The organism is Rhodanobacter sp. Root561, from assembly GCF_001427365.1.
Taxonomy (GTDB): Bacteria; Pseudomonadota; Gammaproteobacteria; order Xanthomonadales; family Rhodanobacteraceae; genus Rhodanobacter.
In genome coordinates, this window is record NZ_LMGH01000001.1 from 192,862 (window position 1) to 207,978 (window position 15,117).

At 65.7% G+C, this 15,117-nt stretch carries 15 protein-coding genes; 8 read left to right on the top strand and 7 right to left on the bottom strand.

Annotated elements, in window-relative coordinates:
- Positions 1–6 precede the first annotated feature (6 nt).
- From ASD55_RS00840 to ASD55_RS00860, 5 genes are all read left to right on the top strand, one after another.
- Positions 7–2,157, top strand: a complete 2,151-nt coding sequence (locus ASD55_RS00840; protein WP_056763034.1) for a 3-hydroxyacyl-CoA dehydrogenase NAD-binding domain-containing protein — start codon at positions 7–9, stop codon at positions 2,155–2,157.
- A 17-nt stretch (positions 2,158–2,174) separates the two neighbouring features.
- Complete coding sequence (locus ASD55_RS00845) at positions 2,175–3,191, top strand: CaiB/BaiF CoA-transferase family protein (RefSeq protein ID WP_082542597.1); 1,017 nt, start codon at positions 2,175–2,177, stop codon at positions 3,189–3,191.
- Between the two features lie 31 nt (positions 3,192–3,222).
- Entirely contained in the window at positions 3,223–3,540 is a 318-nt protein-coding gene (locus tag ASD55_RS00850; protein ID WP_056763039.1) for an SCP2 sterol-binding domain-containing protein, read from the top strand.
- Positions 3,541–3,622: 82 nt separating this feature from the next.
- Positions 3,623–5,311 (top strand): AMP-binding protein, encoded by a 1,689-nt coding sequence (locus tag ASD55_RS00855; RefSeq protein ID WP_056763041.1) that lies wholly within the window; start codon positions 3,623–3,625, stop codon positions 5,309–5,311.
- 724 nt (positions 5,312–6,035) lie between these two features.
- Positions 6,036–6,503, top strand: coding sequence for a hypothetical protein (locus ASD55_RS00860; RefSeq protein ID WP_056764378.1), 468 nt, complete (start codon positions 6,036–6,038; stop codon positions 6,501–6,503).
- Positions 6,504–6,513: 10 nt separating this feature from the next.
- Here the strand turns inward: ASD55_RS00860 and ASD55_RS00865 are convergent, their stop codons facing one another.
- From ASD55_RS00865 to ASD55_RS00890, 6 genes are all read right to left on the bottom strand, one after another.
- Positions 6,514–7,059, bottom strand: coding sequence for a DUF488 domain-containing protein (locus tag ASD55_RS00865; RefSeq protein ID WP_056714080.1), 546 nt, complete (start codon positions 7,057–7,059; stop codon positions 6,514–6,516).
- Between the two features lie 4 nt (positions 7,060–7,063).
- Positions 7,064–7,276: a DUF2945 domain-containing protein gene (locus ASD55_RS00870; RefSeq protein WP_056763044.1), complete on the bottom strand. Its 213-nt coding sequence runs from the start codon at positions 7,274–7,276 to the stop codon at positions 7,064–7,066.
- A 94-nt stretch (positions 7,277–7,370) separates the two neighbouring features.
- On the bottom strand, positions 7,371–7,649 hold the full coding sequence (locus ASD55_RS00875; protein WP_056763046.1) for a hypothetical protein: 279 nt from the start codon (positions 7,647–7,649) through the stop codon (positions 7,371–7,373).
- Positions 7,650–7,699: 50 nt separating this feature from the next.
- Positions 7,700–8,407, bottom strand: a complete 708-nt coding sequence (locus tag ASD55_RS00880; RefSeq protein ID WP_056714089.1) for a LytTR family DNA-binding domain-containing protein — start codon at positions 8,405–8,407, stop codon at positions 7,700–7,702.
- On the bottom strand, positions 8,404–9,456 hold the full coding sequence (locus ASD55_RS00885; protein ID WP_056714091.1) for a histidine kinase: 1,053 nt from the start codon (positions 9,454–9,456) through the stop codon (positions 8,404–8,406). Before ASD55_RS00885 ends, ASD55_RS00880 begins: the two co-directional genes overlap by 4 nt.
- 29 nt (positions 9,457–9,485) lie before the next feature.
- Positions 9,486–10,148 (bottom strand): dienelactone hydrolase family protein, encoded by a 663-nt coding sequence (locus ASD55_RS00890; protein WP_056763048.1) that lies wholly within the window; start codon positions 10,146–10,148, stop codon positions 9,486–9,488.
- Positions 10,149–10,336: 188 nt separating this feature from the next.
- On the opposite strand from ASD55_RS00890, the gene ASD55_RS18625 reads away from it, so the two are divergent.
- Complete coding sequence (locus tag ASD55_RS18625) at positions 10,337–10,657, top strand: hypothetical protein (protein WP_162248769.1); 321 nt, start codon at positions 10,337–10,339, stop codon at positions 10,655–10,657.
- A gap of 29 nt (positions 10,658–10,686) precedes the next feature.
- Here the strand turns inward: ASD55_RS18625 and ASD55_RS00895 are convergent, their stop codons facing one another.
- Positions 10,687–11,505 (bottom strand): hypothetical protein, encoded by an 819-nt coding sequence (locus ASD55_RS00895; RefSeq protein WP_157598721.1) that lies wholly within the window; start codon positions 11,503–11,505, stop codon positions 10,687–10,689.
- A 255-nt stretch (positions 11,506–11,760) separates the two neighbouring features.
- On the opposite strand from ASD55_RS00895, the gene ASD55_RS00900 reads away from it, so the two are divergent.
- Together ASD55_RS00900 and ASD55_RS00905 are read left to right on the top strand one after the other, a co-directional pair.
- Positions 11,761–14,202: a prolyl oligopeptidase family serine peptidase gene (locus tag ASD55_RS00900; protein ID WP_056763051.1), complete on the top strand. Its 2,442-nt coding sequence runs from the start codon at positions 11,761–11,763 to the stop codon at positions 14,200–14,202.
- A 97-nt stretch (positions 14,203–14,299) separates the two neighbouring features.
- A complete protein-coding gene (locus ASD55_RS00905) occupies positions 14,300–15,109 on the top strand; it encodes an SPFH domain-containing protein (protein WP_056763053.1) in 810 nt (269 codons plus the stop codon).
- Positions 15,110–15,117 lie beyond the last annotated feature (8 nt).

Consider the following 15,117-nt stretch of genomic DNA (forward strand, 5'->3'; position numbering starts at 1 on the left):
CACGCCATGACCGCAAATAACACTGTCACCCTTGCGATCGACGCCGACGGTATCGGCCTGGTCACCTTCGATCAGCCGGGCCGCGCGATGAACGTGCTCAACCCCAACCTGGTCCTGCCGTTCGCCGCCATCGTCGAACGACTGGAGCAAGAAGACGCCATCAAGGGTCTCGTGCTCACTTCCGGCAAGTCGACTTTCATCGTCGGTGCCGACATCGATCAGCTCACCGCAATCAGCACCGCCGAGGAAGCCTTCAAACTCTGCGAAGGCTTGAAGGCGTTGCTGCGCCGGATCGAAAAGTGCGGCAAGCCGGTGGTCGCCGCGCTCAACGGCACCGCACTCGGTGGCGGCCTGGAAGTGGCGCTGGCCTGCCACGCGCGTTTCGCGCTGGATGATGCCGCGCTCAAGCTGGGTCTGCCCGAGGTCAAGCTGGGCCTGCTGCCCGGCGGTGGCGGCACCCAGCGGCTACCGCGCATGGTCGGCATCCAGAAGAGTTTTGAACTGATTACCCAGGGCACCGAACTGCGCGCCGCCGAGGCCAAGGGTCTGGGTCTGGTCAACGACATCGCCGCCAGCCGCGAGGAACTGCTGCAAAAATCGCGCGCGTGGTGCGTGGCCAATCCGCGTGCCGTGCAACCGTGGGACAAGCAGGGCTTCCGCATTCCGGGCGGCGACAGCAAGCATCCGGGCGTGGTGCAGTTGCTGGCGATTGCACCGTCCATCGCCAATGCCAAGGCGCACGGCAACTACCCCGCGATCGGCTACATCATGTCGTGCCTGTTCGAAGGCTGCCTGCTGGATTTTGATTCGGCCTGCCAGGTGGAGTCGCGCTACTTCGCAGCCTGCGTGGTATCGCAGGAATCGAAGAGCATGATCGGCACGCTGTGGCACCAGCTCAACGCGATCAAGAAGGGCCAGTCACGCCCGGCCGGCGTGGAGCCATCCAGGGTGCGCAAAGTCGGCATCCTCGGTGCGGGCATGATGGGCGCCGGCATCGCCTATGTGTCGGCCAAGGTCGGCATCGAAGTGGTTCTGCTCGACACCGCGATCGAGAACGCCGGGAAGGGCAAGGCATATTCGCAAGGCCTGCTCGACAAGGCGATTTCGCGCGGCAGGAGCACGCCGGACAAGCGCGACGCGCTGCTGGCCAAGATCACGCCGACCACGCGCTACGAAGACCTGCAAGGTTGCGACCTGGTGATCGAGGCGGTGTTCGAGGATCGCGAAATCAAGGCGGCATGCACGCAGAAAGCCGAAGCCGTAATCGCTGCGGATGTGGTGTACGCATCCAATACGTCCACCTTGCCGATCACTGGGCTGGCCAAGGCAAGCGTGCGCCCGAAAAACTTCATCGGCCTGCATTTCTTCTCGCCGGTGGACAAGATGCCGCTGGTCGAGATCATCGTCGGCGAGCAGACCTCGGACGACACGCTGGCGCGCGGTTTCGACTACGTCCTGCAGATCGGCAAGACCCCGATCGTGGTCAACGACAGCCGTGGCTTCTACACCTCGCGTGTGTTCGCTACCTACGTGATGGAAGGCCTGGCCATGCTCGGCGAGGGCGTACATCCGCGTTCGATCGAAGCGGCCGGCATCAAGGCCGGCATGCCAATGCCGCCGCTGGCGCTGCAGGACGAAGTCTCGCTGAGCCTGTCGCTACATGTCGCCGACCAGACCCGCAAGGATCTGGCCGCCGAAGGCAAACCACTGCCCGAGCATCCGGGCGAACCGGTGCTGTGCATGATCGGCGGCACGCACCAGCGCCTGGGCAAGAAAACTGGCAAGGGCCTGTACGACTACGACGGTCGGGACAAGCATCTGTGGCCGGAACTGACTCGGCTGTATCCGACCGTGCCCAAGCAGCCCACGCAGCAGGAACTGATCGATCGCCTGATGTTTGTGCAGGCCAACGAAGCCGCGCGCTGCTTCGAGGAGAACGTGGTGCGCTCGGTCGCCGACGCCAACATCGGCTCGATTTTCGGCTGGGGCTTCGCGCCGTTCCACGGTGGCGCGCTGCAATTCATCAACGCGATGGGCGCAGCGCGTTTTGTCGAGCGTTCGCGCGATCTGGCCGAACGCTACGGTCCGCGTTTCACGCCAGCTGAAATCGTGGTGAAGCAGGCCGCCGATGGCGGGCACTTCGAGGGCGCGGCGTGAGCGTCGAGCACGACCCCATGTCAGGCCTGCTCACAGGCCTGCGCGTGGTCGATCTGTCGCGCAACCTGCCGGGACCGTTCTGCACGCGGATGCTGGCCGACCTCGGTGCCACGGTCATCAAGGTCGAGCCGCCGGAAGGCGATCCGACCCGTCCGCTCGGGCCGTTGTTTGACGCGCTGAATCACGACAAGGAAAGCCGCCGCCTTGATTTTCGGCAGCCGACCGACCTCGACCAGTTGCGCGAGTGGCTGGTCGACGCCGATGTCATGGTCGACAGCTTCCGTCCGGGCATCCTGGCGTCGATGGGCCTGGACTTCGAGCGGCTCAAGACGATACATCCGAAGCTGGTGATGGTGTCGATCACCGGCTATGGCCAGCACGGCGACTGGTCGCAACGGGCCGGGCACGACCTGAACTTCATGGCCATGTCCGGCGCGCTCGACCAGATGCGCGCGCCGACCGGTGAACTGGCCTTGTCCAACGTGCAGTGGGGCGACATGGCCGGTGGCAGCTCGATGGCCTGCATCGCGATTCTTGCGGCGGTGTTCGATGCGCAGCGTCGCGGCAGCGGTCGGCACATCGATATCAGCATGACCCACGGCGTGCACGCGCACCTGATACTGCCCAAGGCTACGTCGTCCCTGTTCACCCCGATGCTGGGTCGCGCGCCCGGCGCGGGCGAGGATCTACTCAACGGCGGATTGCCTTGCTACAACCTCTATGCCACCGCTGACGGCCGCCAACTGGCCGTGGCGGCGCTCGAATTCAAGTTCTGGAAAGCGGCGTGCGCGGTATTCGAGCGACCCGACTGGGTCGAGCGACATTGGCAGCGCGGACAGATGCCCGGCACCGAGCAGAACACTGCGTTGCGCGAGGAAGTCGCCACGTTGATCGCCACGCAGCCGCTGGCGGTCTGGGCGGAACGTTTCGAAACCGCCGATGCCTGCGTCACGCCGGTATTGACGATGGCCGAAGCCCAGGCCCATCCCCTGTTTGCCGACGGTTCCCGGGCGCAAGCCTGGGCCACCGTCTGATTCTTTCCATCCCATCAGAGAGACCGATGTCATGAGCGCACTCGAATTGCTGCACAAGTTGCCCCTCGCGATCAACCCGCAGGCCACCGCCGGTGTCGATCGCACCATCCAGTTCAACATCAGCCAGCCGGCCTACGTGGTGATCCGCAACGGCGCCTGCGAAGTGACCGAAGGCAACGCCGACACCGCCGACCTGTCTCTGGCCTTGTCCGACGACGATCTGGTCAGCCTGCTGACCGGCAAGCTCGACGGCATGGCGGCGATGATGACCGGCAAGCTGAAGCTGCAAGGCGACATGGGACTGGCGACGCAACTGGGCCGTTATTTCGACGCCAGCAAATTGCAGTGATCGAATGGTGCGCATGCCGCTGTGCATCGCGTACCACTCGACACATCAGTGAACGTTTGCATCAAGCGAAAGGCGGATCGTGATGGCTGAGATCAGGGCGGCAACGCTGCTACATCAATTCCAGGTGTGGGAGCGCGAACGACCGGATGCGATCTACCTGACCCAGCCGTTTCCCGACGGGCGCGTGATCGACTACAGCTGGGCCGAGGTCGGCGTGCAGGCGCGCTGCGTGGCGGCGTATCTGCGCTCGTTGCAGCTGCCGCCGCTGAGCAGCATCGCGATCCTGGGCAAGAACAGTGCGCACTGGGTCATCGCCGATCTCGCGATCATGATGGCCGGCCACGTCAGCGTGCCGCGGTACCCCACGCTCAGTGCCGAGACAGCGCGCTACGTCATCGACCACAGCGAGGCACGGCTGCTGTTCGTCGGCAAGCTCGACGGCAGCAGCGACAACTGGCCGTCGATCGAGGCGATGCTGCCGCCGGACCTGCCGTTGCTCGGACTGCCGATGACGCCGCGCGCCGACATCCCGCAGTGGGACGACGTCATCGCCCGCCACGCACCGCTACAGCAGGTGCACGATGCCAATCCGGGCGAGTTGTGCACCATCGTGTACACCTCGGGCAGCACCGGGCAGCCCAAGGGTGTGATGCACAGCTACCGCAGCATGATGTCGCCGGGGGCGGCGTTCATCGAGATGATCCCGATCACACCCGCGGACCGTTTGCTGTCTTACCTGCCACTGGCACACGTTGCCGAACGCGCGATCGTGGAAGCCAACTCGCTGTACTTCGGATTGCATGTGTACTTCTGCAACAGCCTGGACAGTTTCGTGCACGACATCCAGCGTGCGCGACCGACAATTTTCTTCTCGGTGCCGCGGCTCTGGACCAAGTTTCAGCACGGTGTCAACGCCAAACTGTCCCCGTCAAAGCAGCGTCTTTTGTTTGCACTGCCGCTGATCTCGGGTCTGGTCAAGCGAAAGATTCTCCGCGGCCTAGGCCTGGATCAGGTGCGCATCGCCATCACCGGTTCGGCACCACTGGCACCCGCCATCATCGCCTGGTATCGCCACCTCGGCCTGAAGCTTCTGGACGGCTACGGCATGAGCGAAAATTTCGCCATCTCGCACGGCTGCCGCCCGGAAGACGTAAAGATCGGCTGCGTCGGCACCTGCCTGCGCGGTGTGCAGGCGCGGATCGCGGACAACGGCGAATTGCAGATCAAAAGCCCGGGACAAATGATGGGTTACTTCAAGCTGCCAGAGTTGACCGCCCAAACCCTGTTGCCCGATGGCTTCTTCTGCACTGGCGATCGCGGCGAGATCGATACCGACGGGCGCCTGCGCATTACCGGTCGGGTCAAGGATCTGTTCAAGACAGCACGCGGCAAATACGTCGCGCCGGCACCGATCGAGAACCGGCTCGGCAATCACCCGGCACTGGAAAACGTCTGCGTCACCGGTCCCGGCCAGCCGCAGCCGTTCGCGTTGCTGCAGCTCTCGGCCGAAGCGCAGCAGGACGTGGATGCCGAGCCCGGCCTGCGCGATGCACTGGACGCCGAGTTCGCCGCCCTTCTGGGCCAGCTCAACGCCAACGCGGAACACCATGAAATGCTCGGTTACGCGGTGGTGATCAAGGCGCCCTGGACCGCCGAGAACGGCATGCTGACCCCGACGCTGAAGATCAAGCGCGCGGCGATCGAGGATCGCTATCTGGGCAACGCCGACGCGTGGCTCGCGATGGGCCGAAAGGTCATCTGGGAAAAGTAGTCGCACTACCAGCCATCCCGGCGGCCGGCCGTCCATCTCGCTGATGCCGGGTTCCACTCCTTTTTGAGCGACCGCTTTGCGGCGTCAATATGCAAAAGTCGACTGACTGGTTCTGGCCGAACTGAGATATTCGCGGTATTGAAAGTCCCGCTCGCAGAGGGAGTTTCTTGTTCTTGGCTCTACGCCTTTCGCAACCGCAACGCGGTTGCGCACCGAGTGTGCGCCATGGCGAGGGCATGGATGCCCGAGTTGAGGCAACGCAGGAGCGGTTGCCCGATGCCTGCGAGGCGCGGAAGCGGGGTGGCCTTCTCTTTGGTTCCTTTCTCTTGGCCACTCAAGAGAAAGGGACTCGCCCTCCGTCAGGAGGACGAAAGCTTTTGCTCTGAACGCTGCATCGGCAGCAAGTTGTCGCTGTTCTGAAGCGAAGATCAAGAGCGAACCCCTCCCCGGCCCTCCCCTGCATGCAGGGGAGGGAGCAAGGCGTACGTGGACCAACTGTCGGCAACGGTGCTGTCGATCGGCATGAGCCGATACGTACTTGCACTCCCTGGAAGACCACGCCGGGCCCGGCGATGCTTACCCCGATCCCGCCTGGACGACTTGTGACGCACGGCGGCAAGACGGCTGGAAACTCCCTGTTAGACTCGCCCGACCGATCCGCGAAGGCGCTGGCGCACGCGGGATCGCCCGGGGTTTTCGACTGTCTTGCTGGGGGTTGGACGTGATGGCCGTGCCGTTGTCTTGGAAGGTGGGAGGTGCGGTGGCGGCGGTCGTCGCTGCTGCGCTGGCGTGGCATGGGGTCTCGCTGTATCTGGCCGCGCGCCACGCCGACGAGCTGACCATGGACGTCGCCCGCAATGCCGAGCTGGAGGCGCAGCAGGCCAGGGCGCAGGCGCAGCAGCGCAGCGCGCAGCTGGCGGCCACCCTGCAACGCCAGCGCGAGGATCTGGCCAATACCTATCGGCAGGTCAGTGAGGATGCCGCGCAGTACCACGCCGAACAGTTGCAGCGCGAGGAACGGCAGCGGCAGGAAGCGCTGCGGATCAAGGCCAGTTATCGGCTGGGGCCGGATCAGCGCTGCGCCGACGGCATCGTGATCAATCGCAAGGGGTCCAGCTTCACCCAGGCGATCGGCAATACGGGCGCGCCGATCAAGTGCAGCGGCGACACGGCGGAAGAGCCGCTGCGCTGACGCGGCGCCGTTACAGCAGTTCGCCCTGCGCGGGCGCGTAGCTGAGCCGGCCGTCGACGATGTGGGCGGGCGAGGTGTACGGATGTTCGGTGGCGTGGCTGGCGTCGATGATGTGGATGACCTCGATGCCGCGCAGTTTCAGCACGTCCGACACGATCGAGCGGTGGCAGCGCCACCAGACCACCTCGGCGCACATCATGGCGGTGCGCTTGCCGGCGGCCAGTTGCAGTAGTTCGGCCAGGCCATCGGCGAATTCCTCGCTGGCGGTGTAGTCGGCGTAGCCCTGGAACGAGGCGTTGCGCCACGCCGTGTTCGGCGAGCCCGGCTGCACCTTGCGGCGGCCGCCGAGTCTGGGAATCCACTGGTAGGCGATGCCGTGCGCGGGCAGCGACCGGGCCAGCGCCTCGCTGGCGAAGTGCGGATGGCGGCGCGAACCGGGGAAGCGGCGCACGTCGGCGATCGCCTCGATCCGGTATTCGTCGAGCAGGCCGAGGAACTCCTCCAGCGTGCGGGTGGAGTGCCCGATGGACCAGATCGTGGCGGGAACGGCGGGCATCGCCTCAGTCGATCCTGTGCAGGGCCGCGCCCTTGTGCATCGCCACGTGGTCGGTCTTGTCGCTCCTGATCTCGTACTGCGGATCGTCCTCGCTGCAATGACGCGTGTGACCCTTGTAGTCGGTGTCGCGGGTGTGCACCTTGATGATCTTTCCGCTGACGTGGCCGGCTTCGGAATTCCAGCGGACGTGGTCGCCGACCTTGAAGGCATGGCTCATCGCGATGTTCCCCGGAGCGTGGACATGCCGATCATTCCAGCACGAGTGCCGTGCACGAAGCGTGGCGACCCGGGGCCGCGCAGCAGCACGACCGTCACCGCGTGCCGACGTTGCGCACGAAGATCAAAAAGAACAACACGTGCATCGCCACGAGCGCGGCAAGCCAGTAGCCGACGACGTCACCGCTCCACACCCGGTACAGCGCCAGCGGATGCACCAGCAGCACGAACCACCAGCACAGGCGGGCCAGCTGGCCCGCCAGCCCGGGGTGTGACTCGCGGAAATGCAGAGTGCCGAAGCCGCCGGGAAAGACCGCCCAGCCGGTGCTGAATACCAGGAAGAAGGTAAAGGCCAACCGCCCCAACACCCACATGCGCGACTCCTTGCGTTGGCGCGTTCCGGCGGGAACGCGTTGTCGTGTGTCTACAGCGGCCGCAGCAGCTTGCGTACCGCGGGCAGGTTGCGCCGGCTGATTTCCGGCGCCAGTTCGGTGCCATCCAGCCGGGCCAGCACGCGGCCGTCGGCGAGGGTCTTCAGGCCCAGCAGCCGCGCCGGCGGCACCAGGCAGTTGCGATGCAGCCGCACCAGTTGCTCGGGGTAGGCCTCTTCCAGCTGGCGCAGCGATTCCTCGATCAGCAGTTCGCCGCGGCGATGATGGACCACCACGTATTTCTCGTCGGCCAGCAGGCAGGTCACTTCGTCCAGCGCGATGCGCACCTGTTCGCTGCCGTGGCGACCGTGCAGCCAGGCGACGGCTTCGCGGGGCGCATCGGCCAAGCGTCGCTGCGCGCGCTGCAGCGCTTCGCGCAGGCGCTCCAGCCGCACCGGTTTCAGCAGGTAGTCCGCGGCGCCCAGGTCGAAGGCCTTCAGCGCGTGCGCTTCGTAGGCGGTGCAGAAGATCACCTGGGGCCGGCTGCGGCCGGCCAGGCGTTGCGCCACGCCCACGCCGTCGATGCCGGGCATGTTGATGTCCAGCAACAGCACGTCCGGCTGCAGTTCGCCGATGGCGACCAGCGCCGCCTCGCCATCGGCCACGTTGCCGACGATCTCGACGCCGCCGCATTCGCCCAGCAGGGCGGCCAGGCGCGCCCGCGCCAGCGGTTCGTCGTCGACGATCAGCACGCGGGTCATGCCGGGCCTCCGGGAAGTTGCAGCAGTACCACGAAGCGATCGCCACGGGGCTCCGCCACCACGCGGGCCTGCGGCCCGTAGCGCCAGCCCACGCGGCGCCGCACATTGTCCAGGCCGTGGCCGTTGCCGCCGACCGCGGGCGTGGCCGGCAACGGATTGATGATCTCGATGCGCACGCCGCGGCCTTCGCGCTGTCCGCGCAGGATCACCTCGCCACCTTCGCGCAGCGGCTGGATGCCGTGGCGCACGGCGTTCTCCACCAGCGGCTGCAGCAGCAGCCGCGGCAGCGGAAAGTCGGCCGGCAGGTCATCGAGTTCGCGGGTCACCCGCAGCCGTGGGCCGAGCCGCAGCTGTTCGATCGCGAGGTAACGCTCGACCAGGGCCAGCTCCTCGCCCAGCGTGCCGTCGGCGCTGTCGTGCTGGCCCAGCGCGGCGCGGAACAGTTCGGACAGATCTTCCACCGTGCGTTCGGCGGCGGCCGGATCGACCCGGATCAGGGCGGCCACGGTATTCATGCTGTTGAACAGGAAGTGCGGGCGGATGCGCGCCTGCAAAGCCTCCACCTGGGCCCGCGTCACCGCGGCCAGCCGCGCCTGCCACTGCGCCAGCACGTAGAAGTAACGCAGCATCGCGGCGCCGAGCAGGGCCGCGATCACCAGGTTGTCGCGGGTATAGGCCAGCGTGCTGCTCTTGATCAGCCGCATCTGCAGGGCGCCATCGAACCAGTGCGCGACCAGGCTGGCCAGCAGCACGATCAGCATGATCAGCAACCACACGCCGACATACGGCAGGTGGCCGGGCAGGCGTTGCAGCGCCGGTCGCAACTTGCACAGCAGCACGCCGACCACCAGCACCAGCCAGGTCACGAACAGCATGCTGACGCTGTACGCCGACCAGACGCGCGGGTCGTCGCCGGCCAGCCACATCACGGTCACCGTCAGCGCGCCGACCACGAACATCGCGAACAGCGCCGGCAGCCGGCAGAAGTCCGGCAGCGGGCTTTGTTCGGCGGGGCCGCGAGGCTTGCGGCTGGGCGTGGATTCGCGCATGCGGCAAGTATGCCGCAGCCAACGCCGGCTTAGGCCAGCCGCTGGCCGAGCCAGTGACGCAGGTCGCCGATCTCCTCGGCGCAGACTGCGTGGGCCATCGGATAGGTGTGCCAGTCCACCGTGTAGCCCAACGCCTGCAGCGCGTTGCGCGAGTCGCTGCCCCGTTGCAGCACGACCACCGGATCGGCGGTGCCGTGGCCCCAGAAGATCGGCGTGGCGGCGTTCGCCGCATGGCGCTCGCTGGCCACCGTGGCGGAGAGCGGCAGGTAGGTGGACAGCGCCACGATGCCGGCCAGTTTCTGCGCATGGCGGACGCCCGCCGAAAGCGCGATCGCGCCGCCCTGCGAAAAGCCGGCCAGGATGATCCGCTCGCTGGGCACGCCGCGCTCGTGCTCGCGGGCGATCAGCGCCTCGGTGGCGGCGACCGAGGCGCTGATGCCGGCCTCGTCCTGGCGCGAGGTGAGGTCGAAGCCAGTGATGTCGTACCAGGCCCGCATCGACATGCCGTTGTTGATCGTCACCGGCCGCACCGGCGCATGGGGAAACACGAAGCGCAGCGCCGGCCATGCCGGATCGACCAGCTCCGGCACGATCGGCGCGAAGTCATGGCCGTCCGCGCCCAGCCCATGCAGCCAAATGATGCTGTGGGTGGGATGGGCGGCGGTTTCGTGTTCGACGGCGGGCAGGGTCATGCGGTGCTCGGTGGGTATCAGGAAGCACGGATGATAGTGGCCACCGCATTGGGACGCAGCAGACGGTCCAGCGCGGCCGTTGTAGCGAGGGAACCGGGCATGTCGATCCAGCCAGCTCGGCGTCGTTCCAGCGCGCCACCTCGCGCACGGTACGAATCTGCTCGGGCGTGAAATCGATACCATCCAGCATGAAGTTGATCGGTATGCGTACCTGCGCGGCCACCGGCTTTCCATCCACAAGCTCGGGCTGGACCCGCCAGTGCCGTGCCGCATTTGCCACCGAGCTCTTGAACCAGCCATGCGGTGGCCAGTCCTCGAAGCGGCTACTCATCCACATCGGCACCGACCGAAAAATACGGCTCGCGCACTTCGGTGGCATACAGCGGCAGCGCGCAGGCCAGCAGCGACGCCGCGCAGAACAACCGGCATTCATTCGTGGCATTGCTGCTGCCGCGATCTACCGCCCCGGTCGCGGCACGAAGCAAGCCGACAGATCAACATCAGCGTGATCAGCGCGTTGCCGACATCTACTGGTCGATCACAGGTGCATGACGATCGGATTGACCATGCGGGGCTGCAGCGCGCTCGAAATACCCGTTCTCCAGGCCCGGTCCGCTGCGATACCCACGAGGAAACCGGTCTGCTCCAGAAAAGCGAGATCCGCAGCCGTCGGTGGCGCCTCGTCACGGTAGTCTTTGGGGGCGGAGCACCAGATCGGTATGGAGTCAGGAGGACCCTTGCAATGGGTCGTGGTGACCTTGCTGCTCCCATTGATGTGGAACGTCATGCGGGTGCGCAAGTGCGCGGGAACCGGTTTGCCGTCCACCGTTTCCGGGATATACCGATCGCGCAGGAGCGCATCGTCCACGGCTTTGGTCAGCAGCCGGCCGCCACGACCCTGGTCCGAAGTGCGCGAATCCTTGAGGGTCAACCTGCCATCCGCCTGAAGTTCGGCCGTAGCTTCGACGCTGCCTTGTGCGTAGATCTGCATGGCATCTGCAGAATAGACGGGCATACTGGATTGCTCCCACTTGGGACCCTGGCTGACGTAGTTGATGGTCAGCGTGTACTTGCCCCCCGTATCGGGTACCACCTGCAGCGTTGCGGTGATGAAAGTATGTGCGGGAACGGCCTTTCCATCTCTCTGCGCTGGCACGAATCGCCAGTGCTTAAACGCCAAGTCCAGCACGGTCGCGATCGGTTTGGTCACGCCGGGCTCGGCATCGGTTCTCGTCACTTCCCCTAGTGCGCTGACGTCGGCACCGATGACGTAGGTCTGCTTCTCGATGTCGGCTGCCCATGCCGAGACTGCATTGGTCAACAGGATGACGCCGACACAAAAAATGACCCCTTTCATTTTCATCCTCCCCCGTGAAAGCAGGCGACGGCGCGCCGCTTGAGTGGACATCATGCCGCAACAATGGCGGCTCCGCCCACCAACCCGAGGCAGTGATGTGGATGGTTTGCGATGGAGCTCAATTCGTGTGCGAAAAGGTCGGTTCGCTCGAGATATCACCAATGCGGCCGGCCGTTCATGTGTGACTTCTGGCATGGTCGGCCGCGCCAAGCGTATGTGCCCGGGTATGCTGACTTTTTTTGCTTGGGGAAATCCATGCGCAGATTGCTACCTGCTGCCTTCGCGGCGCTCACCCTTGCGCCCGTGGCGTTCGCCGCACCGGCATCGACGCCGCTCGACCTGGAAACCATCATGGCCAACCCCGACTGGATCGGCCAGGCGGTGGAGTCGCCGTACTGGAGCGTGGATGGTCGGCATGTCTACTACTCGCTGAAGCGCGACGGCAGCCAGCTGCGCGATCTGTACCGCGTCGATCCGGCGGGTGGCCCGGGCGTGAAGCTGGACCCGGCGGCACTGGCGCAGGCGGACGGCCCGGCGGTGTTCGATCGCGAGCACCGGCACGCGGCGTTCGTCCTGCATGGCGACGTCTTCATGGTCGACCTGGCCAGTGGCCGGCGCAGCCAGGTCACCCGCACGCCGCAGGATGAATCCGCGCCGCGCTTCTCGGCCGATGGCCGCGCGCTGCAGTTCCGCGACGGCAACGACTGGTACAGCCACGACCTGGCCAGCGGCGTCACCGCGCCCGCGGCGGTGCTGAAGTTCGTCGACGATCCGCAGGCAAAGCAGCCCGATGCGCTGGGCGCGCGCCAGCTGGAATTGTTCAAGACCTTGCGCGACATCAGGAACGAACGGCAGGCCCGCCATGAACAGGAGAAGACGCTGGCCGCCGCCGATCCGGGCCGGGTGCCGGCGCCGTTCTTCCTCGGCGACCAGGTCAGCCTGGTCGACAGCGAGCTGTCGCCGGATGGCCGCTGGCTGCTGCTGGTCACCATGCCGAAAGACCACGAGGCGGGCAAGGCGCCCGAACTCACCCACTACGTCACCGACTCCGGCTACTCCGAGCAGCAGGAAACTCGCGCCTACGTGGGTCGCAACGATCCGGCGCCGCAGTCGCTGCTGCTGCTCGACCTGGCCAGTCACCGCTCGTGGCCGCTGGCCAGCGACACGCTGCCGGGCATCAAGGACGATCCCCTGAAAGACTTGCGCGCAAAGGCCATCGCCGCGTTGCAGAAGGCCGGCAAGGACGACCAGGCCAAGGCGCTGAAGGCGCCCGCCGTGCGCGCCGTGCGCATCATCTCCAGCGCCGACGACGGCGGTGGCGGCGGCGTCGTGTGGAGCGACGATGGCCGCAACCTCGCCATCCAGTTGCGCGCGATCGACAACAAGGACCGCTGGATCGCCAGCGTCGATTTTGCGAAACACGCGCTGGTGAACCAGCAGCGGCTCACCGACCCCGCCTGGATCAACTGGAACTTCAACGATTTCGGCTGGCTGAAGGACGGCCGCACGCTGTGGTACCTGAGCGAGCAGGACGGCTACTCGCATCTCTACACCAAGGCGCTGGACGGCAAGCCCAGGGCGCTGACCAGCGGCTCGTTCGAAACCAGTCATCCGCAGCTGAGCGAGGACGGCCGCTGGTTCTACGTGCGCGCCAACCAGGTCGCGCCGTACAGCTACGACGTCTACCGCGTGCCCTCCGCGGGCGGGCAACTGGAGCGCGTCACGAATTACCAGGGCATGGACGACTTCGCGCTGTCGCCCGACGGCACCCGGCTGGCCGTGCTGCATTCCTCGCCCTACGTGCTGTCGCAATTGGCCGTCCAGCCGTCCGCGGGCGGCGCGCCGCGCGAGCTGACCGACACCATGAAGCCGGCGTTCACCGCCCGCGCCTGGATCGCGCCGAAGATCGTCGAGGTGAAGTCCAGCCACGGCGCCGGCAACATCTACGCGAAGTATTACGGTCCGGCCGACGAGAGCGCCGCCTCGAAGCCGGCGGTGATCTTCGTGCATGGCGCGGGCTACCTGCAGAACGTCACGCTGTCGTGGTCGAACTACTTCCGCGAGCAGATGTTCCACAACCTGCTGGTGCAGCAGGGCTACGTGGTGCTGGACATGGACTACCGCGCCTCCGAGGGCTACGGCCGCGCGTGGCGCACCGCGATCTACCGCCAGATGGGCCATCCCGAACTGGAAGACCTGCTGGACGGCAAGGCCTGGCTGGTGCAGAACCACCACGTCGATCCCGAACGCGTGGGCATCTACGGTGGCAGCTACGGCGGCTTCATGACCGAGATGGCCCTGCTGCGCGCGCCTGGCGAATTCGCGGCGGGTGCGGCGCTGCGCCCGGTCAGCGACTGGACGCTGTACAACCACGAGTACACCTCGGACATCCTCAACGACCCGCAGCTCGATCCGGAGGCGTTCAAGACCAGCTCGCCGATCGAGTACGCCGACAAACTGCGCGATCCGCTGCTGATCCAGCACGGCCTGATCGACGACAACGTGCTGGCCGAGGACTCGATCCGCCTGTACCAGCGCCTGATCGAACTGCACAAGAAGAACTTCTGGATCTCGCTTTACCCGATGGAGCGCCACGGCTTCGTCCACGCCGATTCGTGGCATGACGAGTACCGCCGCATCGACGAATTGTTCGAGACGTATGTGAAGCCGGTGAAGGACGCTTCCGTCGCGCACTGAAGGCGGGCGCACCGGGGCCGTCGGCATTCCGGTGCCGGCAGCCTTGTTGCATGATGGCGCCGGGGCAGCGCCACACAACTGGAAATCAGGGGAAGACATGAAGAAGTCGGGTTTCGCCGCGATCGCGGCATCGATGCTGTTGGCGTGCACGGGTTGCACCGTGGTGTCGCCGGATGCCGGCCAGCAGGCCGTGCTGATCGACAAGCCGGTCCTGTTCGGTCACGGTGGCGTGCGCGACCAGCCGGTGACCACCGGCCTGACCTATACGTGGTTCTCCACGAAGCGCATCTACGTCAACATGTTTCCGCAGCAGTACGACGGCAACTTCGGCGACCTGATGTCGAGTGACGGTGTGCCGCTGGATTTCCACGCGATCATCCGCCTGCAGGTGACCGATCCGGTGGTGCTGGTGAAGAACTTCGGCCAGGACTGGTACAAGAACAACGTGGAGCAGGAGTTCTTCAACCGGGTGCGTTCGGCGGTGAAGAAGCACGGCATGAACGAGACGGCGATCCAGACCACCGCCATCGACGAGATCGACAGCGAAGTCAGCCGTGAGATGACCGAATACCTCAACCAGAACAAGCTGCCGATCCGCCTGCTCAAGATCACCGTGGGCAAGGCCAATCCGCCCGACGCGGTGCGCAACCAGCGCGTGGAAACCGCGCAGCAGGAACAGCGCGTGCTGACCGAGCAGAAGCGCGACCTGGCCGAACAATCGCGCAAGGCCGCCGAGCAGAGCCGCGCCGAGGCAGACAACGCCTATCGCCTGGCGATGAACCTCAGCCCGGCCCAGTTCGTCGAGATGGAACGCATCAAGATGCAGACCGAAGTGTGTGCGGTGAAGGATGCGAAGTGCACCTTCATCATCGGCAGCGCGGTCGATCCGGTGGTCAACGTGAAATGAGCCGGCCT

Coding starts and splice junctions, on each gene's coding strand:
- ASD55_RS00905 (WP_056763053.1), top strand. CDS start 14,300: ATGAAGAAGTCGGGTTTCGCCGCGATCGCGGCATCGATGCTGTTGGCG.
- ASD55_RS00845 (WP_082542597.1), top strand. CDS start 2,175: ATGTCAGGCCTGCTCACAGGCCTGCGCGTGGTCGATCTGTCGCGCAAC.
- ASD55_RS00900 (WP_056763051.1), top strand. CDS start 11,761: ATGCGCAGATTGCTACCTGCTGCCTTCGCGGCGCTCACCCTTGCGCCC.
- ASD55_RS00865 (WP_056714080.1), bottom strand. CDS start 7,059: ATGCCCGCCGTTCCCGCCACGATCTGGTCCATCGGGCACTCCACCCGC.
- ASD55_RS00880 (WP_056714089.1), bottom strand. CDS start 8,407: ATGACCCGCGTGCTGATCGTCGACGACGAACCGCTGGCGCGGGCGCGC.
- ASD55_RS00850 (WP_056763039.1), top strand. CDS start 3,223: ATGAGCGCACTCGAATTGCTGCACAAGTTGCCCCTCGCGATCAACCCG.
- ASD55_RS00870 (WP_056763044.1), bottom strand. CDS start 7,276: ATGAGCCATGCCTTCAAGGTCGGCGACCACGTCCGCTGGAATTCCGAA.
- ASD55_RS00840 (WP_056763034.1), top strand. CDS start 7: ATGACCGCAAATAACACTGTCACCCTTGCGATCGACGCCGACGGTATC.
- ASD55_RS18625 (WP_162248769.1), top strand. CDS start 10,337: ATGAAGTTGATCGGTATGCGTACCTGCGCGGCCACCGGCTTTCCATCC.
- ASD55_RS00885 (WP_056714091.1), bottom strand. CDS start 9,456: ATGCGCGAATCCACGCCCAGCCGCAAGCCTCGCGGCCCCGCCGAACAA.
- ASD55_RS00875 (WP_056763046.1), bottom strand. CDS start 7,649: ATGTGGGTGTTGGGGCGGTTGGCCTTTACCTTCTTCCTGGTATTCAGC.
- ASD55_RS00890 (WP_056763048.1), bottom strand. CDS start 10,148: ATGACCCTGCCCGCCGTCGAACACGAAACCGCCGCCCATCCCACCCAC.
- ASD55_RS00855 (WP_056763041.1), top strand. CDS start 3,623: ATGGCTGAGATCAGGGCGGCAACGCTGCTACATCAATTCCAGGTGTGG.
- ASD55_RS00860 (WP_056764378.1), top strand. CDS start 6,036: ATGGCCGTGCCGTTGTCTTGGAAGGTGGGAGGTGCGGTGGCGGCGGTC.
- ASD55_RS00895 (WP_157598721.1), bottom strand. CDS start 11,505: ATGAAAGGGGTCATTTTTTGTGTCGGCGTCATCCTGTTGACCAATGCA.